Origin of the sequence: Litoreibacter albidus (genome assembly GCF_900107015.1) — a bacterium.
GTDB lineage: Bacteria > Pseudomonadota > Alphaproteobacteria > Rhodobacterales > Rhodobacteraceae > Litoreibacter > Litoreibacter albidus.
Window position 1 is genome coordinate 324498 of record NZ_FNOI01000003.1, and the last position, 12794, is coordinate 337291.

9 protein-coding genes and 1 pseudogene are annotated in these 12794 nt (G+C 51.0%); 3 read left to right on the forward strand and 7 right to left on the reverse strand.

Features of this window, described 5'->3' with window-relative positions; genetic code table 11:
* Window positions 1-11: 11 nt before the first annotated feature.
* On the reverse strand, window positions 12-557 hold the full coding sequence (locus tag BLW66_RS18115; protein ID WP_244508613.1) for a tyrosine-type recombinase/integrase: 546 nt from the start codon (window positions 555-557) through the stop codon (window positions 12-14).
* Complete coding sequence (locus tag BLW66_RS18120; protein WP_244508614.1) at window positions 466-1215, reverse strand: tyrosine-type recombinase/integrase; 750 nt, start codon at window positions 1213-1215, stop codon at window positions 466-468. The genes BLW66_RS18115 and BLW66_RS18120 overlap by 92 nt, the downstream gene beginning before the upstream one ends.
* Before the next feature lie 369 nt (window positions 1216-1584).
* Between BLW66_RS18120 and BLW66_RS10015 the strand changes: the two genes are divergently transcribed.
* Entirely contained in the window at window positions 1585-2760 is a 1176-nt protein-coding gene (locus BLW66_RS10015; RefSeq protein WP_089947005.1) for a site-specific integrase, read from the forward strand.
* A 203-nt stretch (window positions 2761-2963) separates the two neighbouring features.
* Here BLW66_RS10015 and BLW66_RS10020 read toward each other — a convergent pair whose 3' ends face one another.
* Both BLW66_RS10020 and BLW66_RS17915 read right to left on the reverse strand, forming a co-directional pair.
* The gene (locus BLW66_RS10020) at window positions 2964-4247 is read right to left on the reverse strand and encodes a hypothetical protein (RefSeq protein ID WP_089947006.1); all 1284 of its coding nucleotides are present in this window, start codon (window positions 4245-4247) and stop codon (window positions 2964-2966) included.
* Between the two features lie 333 nt (window positions 4248-4580).
* The gene (locus BLW66_RS17915; protein ID WP_170833451.1) at window positions 4581-4757 is read right to left on the reverse strand and encodes a hypothetical protein; all 177 of its coding nucleotides are present in this window, start codon (window positions 4755-4757) and stop codon (window positions 4581-4583) included.
* Window positions 4758-4904: 147 nt separating this feature from the next.
* Between BLW66_RS17915 and BLW66_RS10025 the strand changes: the two genes are divergently transcribed.
* Window positions 4905-8999 carry a helix-turn-helix transcriptional regulator gene (locus tag BLW66_RS10025; protein WP_089947007.1) on the forward strand — a complete coding sequence of 1365 codons (4095 nt, stop codon included), beginning with the start codon at window positions 4905-4907 and terminating at the stop codon, window positions 8997-8999.
* A gap of 9 nt (window positions 9000-9008) precedes the next feature.
* Here BLW66_RS10025 and BLW66_RS10030 read toward each other — a convergent pair.
* Window positions 9009-9278 (reverse strand): annotated as a pseudogene (locus BLW66_RS10030) (transposase); the annotation flags it as partial.
* A 397-nt stretch (window positions 9279-9675) separates the two neighbouring features.
* Between BLW66_RS10030 and BLW66_RS18205 the strand changes: the two are divergent.
* On the forward strand, window positions 9676-9798 hold the full coding sequence (locus BLW66_RS18205; protein ID WP_280140677.1) for a hypothetical protein: 123 nt from the start codon (window positions 9676-9678) through the stop codon (window positions 9796-9798).
* A 118-nt stretch (window positions 9799-9916) separates the two neighbouring features.
* On the opposite strand, the gene BLW66_RS10035 is transcribed toward BLW66_RS18205, so the two are convergent.
* Complete coding sequence (locus tag BLW66_RS10035; RefSeq protein WP_139254558.1) at window positions 9917-10783, reverse strand: hypothetical protein; 867 nt, start codon at window positions 10781-10783, stop codon at window positions 9917-9919.
* Window positions 10784-11569: 786 nt separating this feature from the next.
* Entirely contained in the window at window positions 11570-12724 is a 1155-nt protein-coding gene (locus BLW66_RS10040; RefSeq protein WP_089947010.1) for a hypothetical protein, read from the reverse strand.
* Window positions 12725-12794: the final 70 nt, after the last annotated feature.

The window sequence follows — 12794 nt, forward strand, 5'->3', positions numbered from 1 at the left end:
ATCCTTCGCAACTAACCTGACTGCTGCGCCTCCAAGAAACCAGCCCACCAATCAGCGAGCCGCACACGCTCTTCCCAATGCTCCCCCCGCGCATAAGCCCGTCGCACTTCATTCTTCTCAACATGCGCCAGCGCACGCTCAATCGCGTCGGGGTTCCACAACCCGCTTTCATTTGCCAAGGTCGAGAACGACGCACGGAAACCATGAGCCGTCATTTCATCACCCGCATACCCCATCCGCCTCAAAGCAGCGTTAAGGGTGTTTTCTGACATCGGACGCGTCCATGTGCGCAATGACGGGAACAGGTAATCCCCGCGATTGTTCAGGAACTTCAGTTCTTCGAGCAAGGCAATCGCTTGATCCGGCAACGGCGCGTTGTGATCGCGACGCATTTTCATCTTAGCGGCGGGGATCGACCATACGCGTTCCTCAAGGTCAAACTCGGACCAAACCGCATTCCTGATCTCACCCGGTCGTTGCGCAAGTATCGCCAATAGCTTCAACCCGATCCTCGTCGTCGCCTGCGCCTGCGCCTCGAAACCGTCGATCTCGGTCATTAGACGGCCCAGCGCCTTTGGCGCGATGAACGCGGCTCGGTCGTATCAGCGCGTCGCGTAGCGCGTAGGTAGGATCATTCTGAGCAAGTCCGCTAGCGACGGCGTATCGGAACACAGACCCGATGCGGGCGCGCAGCCGATGCGCAGTCTCATAATTACCTTTAGCCTCGACCTTGCGGAGCGTCTTTAGGATCATCGGCGCGGTGATCTCAGTAATCGGCTTGCGACCAAAATCTTGGTTCGCCAATTTCAGGTGGTATTCCGTCTTTGACAGCGTCGCTGCAGACTTCCCCTCTTCACGCTGTTTCGCCAGAAAGGCCTCGCCGATCTTGGCAAAGATCCGTCCCTTCGCCTCTAGACGAATGCGCTTGTCTTCTTGCTTAGCCTCATTGGGATCAATCCCGTCTGCCAGTTGCGCTTTCGCCATATCACGCGCCTGACGCGCCTTTGCCAAACTCTCAGCCGGGTAATCACCGATTACGAACAACTTCTCTTTGCCATCAATGCGATACTTGAACCACCATGACTTCGATCCGCTAACCTTGACCAGTATGAAAAGCCCCTCAAAGTCGCTCACTTTGTAGGGCTTATCCGTCGATTTCAGATTTCGAATCCTAATGTCGCTCAAAGGCATGGTGGGGGTACGCAGTTTTTCCAATTTTCATCGCACCCCCCAAAATACCCCCAATCTGGGGGTACGCTGTCGGACGTAGCAAAACAGCGCTGGACAAACGATCTCGATACAAACCTTATAAACAAGGCTTATTTGGATGTCATTGGATAAATCTGGATGGAAAAATGGTGCCCCCACACGGACTCGAACCGCGGACCTACTGATTACAAATTTGAATTTCGTGTTCTACTACGCTTTGCCACGCTGCGCCCCAATACACCACAACACACTGAAAACATTGATTTTTAATTGCTGAACGCGTGCATTCTGTTACTTTGCATTGTCACATAACAACACGCACGGTGGTAGCTGGGTGGTTGCTATGGCTCATTTTGCAGATGGAAGAGGCAACCCATGAAACTGACCAAACGACGAATTGACGATGCTGAGCCTGATCCAACTAAGCCTACGTTCATCTGGGACAGCTCTCTAACGGGGTTTGGAGTTAAGGTCCTGCAATCAGGCAAGAAGCGCTACATCTACAAGTATCGGCAACATGGTGGCGGACGACGTGCCTCCACTCGCTGGGTCACAATCGGAAACCATGGCGAGATACCATTGGAAAGCGCCCGAGACATTGCCCGTGAGTTTGCGACTGCGGTAGTCCGTGGCGAAGACCCGCAAGCCGATAAGATGGCGAAGCGCGAGGCCCCCTCCCTCACTGACTTGTGGGAGCGTTTTGATGCTGGCGAAATGAAGCGGCTAAAGTCTGCAACGATACGCGACTACCATTCCTTGTGGCGTAACATTCTTGAGCCGAACCTTGGTAAGCGCCGCGTTGCCGATATCTCTCGTTCAGATGTAGACCGAATGCACAGCGCTATGAGCGCCACTCCTTATCAGGCGAACCGTTCGGTTGCGGTCTTATCAAAGATGATGACCCTCGCGGAGATATGGGAATGGCGGCAACAAGGCACGAACCCTTGCCGCTACGTTCGCCGCCACGCAGAAGGAAAGCGTGAACGATACATGTCGCAGCAAGAACTGGAACGATTGGGCGCGGCTCTGTCCAGCCTTGTAGATGACGGCCTCATATGGCCGGACATGGCGAACCTGTTTCGGTTGCTTCTGTTCGTGGGTGCGCGACGAAGCGAAATCTCAAACTGCGAGTGGGATTGGATTGATTGGGACCGCAGGATTATTGCCCTGCCAGACAGCAAGACGGGCGCAAAGCCGCTGTTTCTCAGCAATGAGGCAATTACTGTGCTTGAAAGCCAAAAGATCACCACGCGACATCAATCTTCCAAGTTTGTGTTCCCCGGCATGAAGGCCAGCCAAAGCATCGTGAATCTAGCGAAGCCGTGGAAGCTTATCTGTGAAGAAGCCAAGCTTGATGACCTGCGGATACACGACCTACGCCACACGGCTGCAAGCGTAGCTGTTGGCCAAGGCGTTGCGCTCCCAATCATCGGGCGCTTGCTAGGACACACGCAAACGCAAACAACAGCACGCTATGCACATGTCGACGCCGACCCTGCGCTTAGGGCGGCAGATACCATAGGGCAAGCAATTGGCGCTGCTATAAAATAATACTCAGGCAGACCAGTATTTGAATGCTATGATCTGATGTTGGGGTTGAAATAGACCTTTTGGGCGGTTTGCGGAAGTCAGCTGCGGCACGTACCGAGATCTGTTCTGCGAAAAGGGCGAAGCGGCTCCCATGAAAGTATTACGGGTTAGGTGCCTTCACTTCCTCAACAGGCAAAACTTTGTAGAAGGGTCTAAATGCGTTCCTACAAGTTAACGGACTCCCGAACTAGCCTAATCAAGTCCCTAAATTCGCTGTCTGGTGTTGCTTGCTTCCAGAAATTGACAAACCGACAAACCAGTTGAACGTTGGATTTTTCGTAGTGGCCGTTACTGTCGATCCGGTCTAGCGATGGCCGCAAATGTTTGTTGTCGCCATCACCCACGAACTCGAAGTTTAAACCTGTTATGGCGCATTGACGGTTTCCCTGTTCAAGGAGTTCTCGAATGTGGACTTCAAGCTCTTGATCAGACATCAAGAGCTCCTTGTTTTTGACAGTCGTCTCCTTGATCTGACCATTCGAATTTTTGACTGTTTCTAGAACGCTGTTCTTTATTTCCCAGATAGATTTTTCGAGACAGCCAAGGACGCGCCCTTCGTTTTTTTGAGGGGGATTGGGCGATGTTCTCTTTTGGGATGGTTCGATTTCGTCGTTGTCAAAATTGGCTCTCCACCAAAGTGAATCTAGCGTCCAGAGACTGATGTTAAGGTTTTGGGCAATGTCTCGAAGCACCTGACAAATGGCGTCATATTTCTCTCCTTTTGTGGCTCCACGATCGAGTTTTGGCCATAAGCCGCTATTCAGCAATGCAGCTTCAGAAACACCGTTCCAAACGCCATAGCGATCGGGATATGCAACAAGGAGAATTGCAGACATTGTGCCTTTCCCTAGGCCCCGCAGTTCAGACGCCTCATCAAAACGATTAGCGATTGGCCGCGTTTCGTCCACAAGTACTGAAAGCGCCTCACGAAGGTCATCCATGTCTTCACAAAGCCGGTTCTTTTGACGCTCGAGTGTCGTCCAGTGTTTATTGTTTTCGAACTTCAAAAAATCGCGAAAGTCGTCTTCGCTTATCGTTCCAATTTCATGCGGATGAAAAATTGGACCGAAGCGACCGATTACTTCAGCTTCATTGCGAATGATCTCTTGAACATCGTTGTCTGATGCGGCTGCTTTTAGTGCAGTTAGGACTTGGTCCGAAAAACTGTATGATGAGGTATTCGATATGACTGGACTCTCGCCCGGCTGAGGCCCAATTGATAATTCAAGGCGCGCGAACCCTTCCTCCTCAGCAATTCGCAATACAGTCGAAGGTGAAAACTGCCTTTCTGGACTGCCTTTAGGGCCTCCACAAAGGTCACGAAACTTACGGTAGGTCTTTCCGTCGCAACTACGAAGCGCTTCAAAACCTGCATAGAGTTTTGTGTTCTCGCGGACAGGAATTTGCATTTCCAAGATCGTGATGAATTGGTCCAGCCTTGCATTCATGATTGAAATATTCCGCTTAGAGTGAGGGGGCAGGTCAGACCGACGGTAAAGTGGCCAGCTATGGTTTCAAATCATGAGACATTTGTGGGGTTAAGAAAAGTACATTACTTCCAACGCTGACCTTCGCTGTGAGTACAGCATGAGACAGACGACCATTTGTGAAGCACTTCAGGTTTGGCCTTGGGAGGCTTGCGTTACTCAACATTAAGGGCGGAAAGCGGACGTTCGCTGCGTAAGCAAGATACTTGCGTGGCGTTCAAGAGAAGCGGAAGTTCGACATTGGACACAAAATTGTAGCTGCTGGGAACAGCGGATGCTCGCAGGGGCTTAATGCTAGCGCTCAATGAATCCCCAAAAGCGCTTCATTATTTGTTTTAAGAATGTGTCGTCCCGCGCTTTACTGATGATCAAGGCGATAAGAACAAGCGCAAGTAGAAATGATCCCAAACCTTGCCCATTGATGAAACCAAAGGATAGCTCCGCTTCAGATATCAGATCTTTCCAGGTCATCGCACCAGCTCCGTTCAGTGTTTCGCGGTCTCTGTCCCCCGAGATAGTCTTCGCTAAGGCGCTTGACGCGCGACCGGACAACAACTAGTGTATCGCGTAACGCTACACAATACAATACACATCGCAGCAACCGGATTATGGTGAGCTATGGCTACTGGACGAGACGGCAAAAACATCGGCGCACATATTCGCGAGCACGTCATCCCAAGCGGAATGAGCGTTACGAAAGCTGCGAAGTTATTGGGGGTCGGTCGACCTGCTTTATCGAACTTGTTAAACGGGAACGCTTCGCTTTCACCAGAAATGGCCCAAAGGATGGAGCGTACGTTCGCAACAAATGCTGAGGGCTTGCTTCAGAGGCAAGCCTCGAGCGAAGCGACGAACGCTGTTGCTCATATTAAGGGCGAGACAATAAAGACATTCGTCCCTACTTTTCTCAACATCACATCACACGACATTGAAGATTGGGGTGCAGATCGTATTGCGCCAAGAAGTCGATTGGCGGTCCTATTAAGGAGGTTGGTGAATACAACAGTTGAAGAGGTCTCCCAGATCGATTTTCCGGCGAATGACGACAGTCAGAGACCTGGTTGGGACGGCTTTGTAGAAGTGTCATCAGGAAACCCTTGGGTTCCGAGTGGCAGATCCGGCTGGGAATTCGGCACTAACAAAGAGCCAAAACCGAAGGCAGACAAAGACTATACCAAGAGCCTCAAACTCCCCGAAGGAGAGCGGTTGCAGACAACCTTCGTTTTCGTCACGACCATGCGTTGGGCCGGGAAAAGTGATTGGGTTGTTCAGCGTCGTGCAGAGAAACAATGGAAAGATGTAAGGGCCTACGACGCAAGCGATCTAGAACAGTGGTTGGAGCAATCCATACCAGGGCAAGTGTGGTTCTCAAATGAAACGCACACGCCATCAAAGGGTACTTTGGCTCTTCGCGCTCATTGGAAGACGTGGTCAGCCGACTGCAAGCCAGCTCTGGTCCATTCGCTGTTTTCGGAAGCTTTCAACGGAGATACACTCGGAAAGATCGCAACGAAACTTGAAGCGACTGACACCGTTACCATTTCAGCGGACTCCCGTGGCGAAGGCTTGGCATTCATTGACGCTGCGTTTTCGTCAAAGGGAGAACTAAAAGAGCTACGCGACCGGATGGTGCTTTTTTCTGAACCTGGGGTATTACCAGCACTTATTGCCCGAAACGTGAAGATCATACCGGTCGTTGCATCTCCATTGATAGAGCGGGAACTCGCTCCTTATAGGGGAAAGATTGCAAGCATCATTGTTCAACCAAAGAACATTAGTAGCCTCGATCCTGACGTTACCATTGGCACTTTGAGCTACGGCGCCTTTAACACTGCCCTTTCTGAAATGGGTTTCAACAACGACGAGATCGACAGGCTCAGTCATGAAACCGGGCGGTCGATTACGGTATTGCGCCGAAGGCTCTCAAGTACGGAAGCAATACGCACTCCGAGTTGGAGCGCAGATTCAAGATTTTCTCGGCTGCTAATCCCAGTGGCTCTTGCAGGGTCGTGGGACTCTCGCTCTCCGTCCGATCAAGACGTCCTACAGCTGATTGGCGGTAAGGATTCATATGACGATGTAGAACAAGGTCAGCTAGAATTGTTGAACTTGGAGGATTCGCCGGTTTGGAGCGTTGGGGCTTACCGAGGAGTCGTCTCAAAAATCGACGCATTGTTCGCAATTGGTCAACAGATGACCACCGCAGATATTGAGCGTTTTTTGGAAATTTCCGAGCTCGTTCTTAGTGAAGATGATCCGGCACTCGACTTGCCAGAGGGGGAACGCTGGATGGCAAACATCCATGGCAAGAAGCGCGATATCTCAGGGCCGTTGCGTGAAGGAATTTCAGAAACTTTGGTTCTAATTGCTGTTTACGGACGTGAACTATTTCAGGATCGGCTTGGCTTTGACCCATCTCACCGGGTCGGAATGCTGGTCCGCAACCTCTTGATGCCGCTCACTGGGCGAACACTTGAAGCTCATTCACACGACCTACCGATGTACGCAGAGGCTGCTCCAGACGAGTTGTTGAGTATTCTAGAAGAAGATCTTGTCATGGAAAACCCAGCTGCGTTTGAGCTGGTTCGGCCCGCTGGAACTGGAATATGGGGTTCAAATCCGAGGACTGGATTGCTCTGGGCGCTTGAAAACATTGCATGGGCACCGGAAAGACTCATCAGGGTCGTTGATGTTCTTGCGAGGCTTTCTGAGAAAAAACTCGATGACAACTGGGTGAACAAGCCAATCAACTCTCTCGGTTCGTTCTTTCGGTGTTGGCTGCCGCAAACCTCGGCTCCGATCGAAGGTCGCATTGCCGCTCTTGAATACCTTGTTAAACGGTATCCGGAGGTTGCATGGAGCATCTGTGTAAATCAATTTGAACCGGGGCATAGTACTGCAAGTCCGAACCACAGACCGAGATGGCGGCCTGACGCACAAGGTTCGGGAAATGGAGTTCCAGGGACTGAACGTTACCAAATGTCGAGAAGGGCTCTTGACGTCGCTTTAAATTGGGCTTCGCACAATGAAGAAACACTTGGGGACCTAGTTCGATGTGTTGGCTCACTGCCTGATGAAGACCAACAAACAGTTTGGAAACTTGTGGACGAGTGGGCCAAGTCGGCATTAGAGGCAGAAAAAGCTAGCCTGCGTGAAACGGTGCGCAGAAATATGATGACCAAGCGCGCCCGTAGGCGCAAAGACCAGACGGAAGAACAACGTCCGAATGTCAGACTGCTCAAAGCCGCCAAACGTGCTTACGACTCGCTGCAACCCACCGACATCGTACAGAGGCATGCCTGGTTGTTTTTGACCAACTGGGTTGAATGGTCTGCTGATGAGCTGCATGGCGATAAGGAGGACCTAGTCGGAGAGGCTCGTGATGCCCACATAAAAGAAGCCCGAAAGAACGCCGTTGAAGAGGTTTATGAAACAGCGGGCTTTTCCGGCCTTCTTCGTCTTTCACGTATTGGTGAAGGTGGATTCCAAGTAGGCTGGTTCGCGTTCGAAGTGCTTTCATCAACAGAGGAGCGCGTGAACTTCGTATCTGAAGTCATCACAAACGACCAAATTGAGCACTCTCACAAGGATCGTGCTATGCTGTCGGGCGTGCTCCATCGATCTCAACAACTCGACCTGATGATTGAGTTGCTTACTGATCTAAAAACAAAGCTCGACCTCGAGCAGTTGGAGCAACTCCCGCCTCTGGCACCATTTGACGGCCAAACATGGGAATTTGTTGACGGCCTCGGTGATGTGAGTAGCACGAACTACTGGCGGAAAGTAAATACAGGCTTCTTTCGCGGGACACCTCAAGACTTGAGTTATGCCGTGGACCACTTGCTGAAAGCGGGCCGGCCACGAGCAACCTTCGACATGATTAGGTTTGAGCTTTCAGCAGTACCTCCAAGAACAATTTATCGGATATTGAGTGACGCCGCAGTCTCATCAGAAGATTTCCGAGCGAGCCAAATGGAAGGCTACGCAGTCAAGGAGGCCTTCAAACACTTGAACGCGACCGGCGAAATCAAAGTCTCGGAGATGGCCACACTAGAATTTCAGTATCTAGCTGTACTGGAGAGGGAAGAAGCGGCCATCCCAAATCTTGAGCATCAAATCAATAAGAACCCTGAACTCTTCGCTCAGGCTGTCGCCTTTGTCTTTAAGCGATCTGATGACCAGGAGGATCCTGCTGAGCTTAAGATCGAGGATCGGGAACTGATGAGGGTGAGAGCGGAGCAAGCCTACCGAATGTTGGATCGCCTGAACAAGATTCCTGGCAGGGATAAAGAAGGCAATATGGACGGGAGTCGTCTGGTAGAATGGATCACGGCGACACGAAATCATCTTAAAGAGTGGGCACGTTTGGACGTGGGCGATAGCCAGATTGGGCAGTTGCTAGCGAAAGCCCCAGTTGGTGCTGACGGTGTGTGGCCATGTGAACCCGTTCGTGATGCTATGGAGGAGACACTTAATCGCAGAATGAGCGAGGGGTTTCGGATGGGGAAGTACAATTCGCGTGGCGCTCACTGGCGCGGAGAGGGCGGCAACCAGGAAAGAGAACTGGCTTCGCAGTACAATGAATGGGCATCTCCAATTGCTTCTACACATCCAAAGGTTGCTAAAGTGCTCCGTGAAATTCGCGATGGATATCTGTCTGACGCAGAACGAGAGGATACTGAGGCCAACATCCGGAAGAGGCTGCGTCACTAGGTTCAGGACTCATAACCAGAACAATACAATTGCAGTGAGTGCTATGGTCGAGAGGAAAAGTTCTGGGCATCCGTCATAGCGGGTTGCGATGCGCCGCCAGTCCTTGAGCTTGCCAAACGTGTTCTCGATTTTGTGGCGTAGTTTGTAACGGGATCTATCGTGCGGAATAGCCACATTACGAGACTTTCGCGATGAAATGCACGGCTCAATGTCCGTAACTTTTAGATCGTTACGGAACCAGTCTGTGTCATAGCCACGATCCGCAAGCAGCCAACAGGCAACTATAAACCGTGTTGGCAGCTTCCAAATGACGTAAAGCGCAGGTGCCAAAGGACCATTTAGTATGAGAATTCGCGCGCCAGGTGCAAATATTTGCAGGAAAGAGGTTGTTCGTCCATCAATGGTCGATTGCGGTCGAGTCTGCGATCAGAAGACGATTTTGTAACCGTAGTAGAACGTCCGCAATGCGGGCTGCAACTGCGGCATTTTAGGCCCACGCTCAAGGTCGGCTTTGGGCCGTGAACGACGTTTCAAAACGGTGGACGGCGGAAGACGCGAGACTGAGAGCAGCGTCTGAAAATATTGCGTCTTTGTAGAATGTCCCCGCACGAGGGGGATATTAGACGGTTTCGTCTTCTAAAGGTTAACTATTGAAACAAAGACAAAAGGAAATCACATGTCGAAAAAGCTCGAAAACGCGCCGTCGAAGAAGCAAGATAAAGAAAGTGGAAATGGACGCGGCAACAACCCGCCCAAGTCAAATTCAGCAATGAAAACTAAGGGTGCCAAAAATGGGTAAGGGACAAGGAAATGGAGGGGGCTGGCCTTCCACGAATGAAAACCCAAGTGGGGGCGGACGCTCCGACAATGGGAAAGGCAAGTAATGCTGTGAGGGGCGTTCGCGCGCCCTTCACTATTCAAGGCTCTACATCCGACTCAGATGAATCCCATTTCGTTTTGATGAATGGTACAACCTCTCTCGTTAGGGCTGGCCACTCTGCCCAAACACTTTCGACCGCTCCTTGGAGGTTGCCCAGCCCTTTATCAGTGATCCCCCGCTCAAAGGTTCTTTCAAGATAGTCTGCAAAGCCAACCACATGCCCATCTAAGTTCAGTGTGGAAAGCCGCTCTTCAAAACGCTTCGCAACATCTTCCGATGAATCCGTCTCTTCATTGAAGAGCATCTCAGTCGAAGCCCTCAAATTACGGTTGGTTTCCTCTACAAACTTGAAGGTCAGCTGCTCCCTCCCGTTCAGGATACGCCCCAGTTTCTCGGCTAATTTGTCCGGACTTCGACCTTTGGAATCGTGTGTGTACAAAAACTCTGCGATATGCCGGATGGTCGATGGCTTGCCACGACCTCTTGGCTTCGGCCATTCACCCAGTTCCGTCAGAGGCCCATCTTCGACAAACACCTTCAACCTCTCAACCCACTGTTGGCTCGCAGTGCAACGCTGGCCGTCCACCGTTTTGGGCAATAACAACGGCCATTCGTCTGGGCGTTTGGGGCATAGGAAAGCCTCAAGCAACGCGAACTTCCATAGGATTCCCGTTAACGCCATTTTAAGCCCCACATGGCTGGCTCTTTCTGCGCTGACTTGGGCCTGCTCGCTTTCTATCGATCTCAGCAGTTCCGAAAGTTCTCTTCCCGCAGACGTCTTGCCAAGCGGGTGGACGTCCAGAAGCAAGCCCACCTCCTCAAAGAGGCCTTCGCGTTTGTTACTCAGCGAACATTCCGCACTCAAAAGCTCCAAGGCCTCAATGTCCGCTAGAGCAAGTTTCATTTGCTTGCGTCCGCGCAGCCAGTCGTCATCCCCCGAATGCCGTGCATTACAATATACAATGAAGCCGCGGAAGTGAGCCGATAGGACCCGCCAACTCGACAGGTCGTCCTCATGATTGCCGCGTCGTCGCCAATAGTAGCCCTCTTCGTCTCCGAGGGTCTCAGCGAACTGCATCATTTCGGCATGCGTCACGAAAGGTGAATCCCGCTTACTGTTCAAGTACGACAAGATTGATCTCGAACTGTATTCTTGAGCCATACCTTTCCAATAGGAGCTGGCAGCTTCGTCGTCAGGCGGGGCTTTCAGGGATCTTTCGACGGCCTTATAAGCGCTGTCTGCTCCGCGACCTTTTCTGGAACCAAGAAACATAGACGGCGTAAGCGGTTTGAGCACGTCGCAGGTAGGTGTCGCACTACGGTAGTTTCCGATAAGTTCATGGAGGTTTGGTAGGGTAAACATTAGCTTCGATCATCAAATTTGAGAATATTTTGAGCGGAACCAATGAATGCAAGGCCTTCCACCTTAGATCAACATACAGAAGTCCACCTTATAAAGAATGCCGTATGCATCACACCATTTACTAAGCAAAGAAGTAAGGCCGTGCTCTCTAATGGACCAAGAACACCACGACCGAACTAGCCAAGTAGGTCAGCATCAGAAAAGCACAGGAGACTTTTGCGAACGGTAGCCATCAGAAACACGACGGTGTTCACTTTCGATGATGCTATTTAAACAGAAAAGGGGGTGCCACTAAGCACCCCTCCCCGATCAAATAACCCCCAAGAACTATTGATCCTTGCGGAACTTCACCTTCAACGGCTTGTAGTTTTTGAGCCGCTTGTTGTTGTCCCTCAACAAACCCTCGAACAAGTCGTCAACACGGTGGCCGAGCTTCACCTCTTCGCCTTTGCGTGTGTCCTGCCAATCGATCATCCGCTTCACGATGCGCTTACGGACTTCAACACCGTCACGTACTCCAAAGATTAGGCTTTCCATGGGAGTTTTGGCGTTGAGTTCGAACAAACGAAGGTCATGATGCTTCTCCATTCGCCTTGCAGGGTAAAGGCAGGCCTGCCCTGCCAACAACTTGTCATGATTGACCTCCTTCCCCTCATAAGGCGGCTTTGCCATGTAACGACCGATGCGCCCAAAACTGCCTTCGAGGTGAACGACCTTGGAAGAAAAGATGGGAAGCTTTGTAATGCTAGATTTGAACCGCCTCGAGTGACGCTTAAGCCCAGCGGTTTGCCCCTTTGGTCCCCAACAAAGCACATGCGCATGAACCGAGAACATCTTTCCCTTTTGACCCTCGGGGTAGTTGATGATCGCTTGGGTTTCGATGATCCCAACAGCGTTGTACTTGGTGTTGTTGCGAATGACATCCTGAACCGCCTTCTTGCATTTGTAGAGCTCAGCATCCCCATCCCGTTCATTGAACATGAACTTGTCCCCGACGAATGTGATCCACTGAAAGTCGAGGTCGGGGTTGTCAGCCCAAAGATTGAAAAGCACCTCCATCTCATCAATCAGAAAGTCACCCATCTTGTGCCTGAGCTTTAGATCGGAGGCAGGCATGTGATCGGCGTAGACGAGGCCCTTCCCCAGCAAAGCTTCAAAATCGGATCTGTCAGTGGATTTGAACTTTCGCTTTGTGAAGGATCGGATCCATCTGGACATATGTTCTTTGCAGATCCCTAAATGGATCCGTTTGCTATGTTCAAAGTCGTCATCGTAGTCAGTGAGGTTTTTGGAGTTGGGGTCGAGAGAAAGTTTCTCAGTTTTGGTATCACAGGGGTCCACATCAGTACTTGGATTACTCTGTTGAGGTGGGGAGCTGGGAGAACTGGTACTCTTACAAGGCCTCGCGCGTTCCTTTTTGGATATGAGCGCTTCTTTGCTGGTCTTCTTTTTTAGATCTTTGAACTTCTTAGGGTTAGCCATGTATTGGCTCCTATATCTGAAATTTGGATCCCACACGGCAAAGAGGTACACCCCTACTCCCGCGCATATT

Bases quoted from the DNA above. Each gene is read 5' to 3' on its own strand.
- BLW66_RS18115 (WP_244508613.1), bottom strand. From the start codon at position 557: ATGACCGAGATCGACGGTTTCGAGGCGCAGGCGCAGGCGACGACGAGG.
- BLW66_RS10015 (WP_089947005.1), top strand. From the start codon at position 1,585: ATGAAACTGACCAAACGACGAATTGACGATGCTGAGCCTGATCCAACT.
- BLW66_RS10020 (WP_089947006.1), bottom strand. From the start codon at position 4,247: ATGAATGCAAGGCTGGACCAATTCATCACGATCTTGGAAATGCAAATT.
- BLW66_RS17915 (WP_170833451.1), bottom strand. From the start codon at position 4,757: ATGACCTGGAAAGATCTGATATCTGAAGCGGAGCTATCCTTTGGTTTC.
- BLW66_RS10025 (WP_089947007.1), top strand. From the start codon at position 4,905: ATGGCTACTGGACGAGACGGCAAAAACATCGGCGCACATATTCGCGAG.
- BLW66_RS18205 (WP_280140677.1), top strand. From the start codon at position 9,676: ATGTCGAAAAAGCTCGAAAACGCGCCGTCGAAGAAGCAAGATAAAGAA.
- BLW66_RS10035 (WP_139254558.1), bottom strand. From the start codon at position 10,783: ATGAAACTTGCTCTAGCGGACATTGAGGCCTTGGAGCTTTTGAGTGCG.
- BLW66_RS10040 (WP_089947010.1), bottom strand. From the start codon at position 12,724: ATGGCTAACCCTAAGAAGTTCAAAGATCTAAAAAAGAAGACCAGCAAA.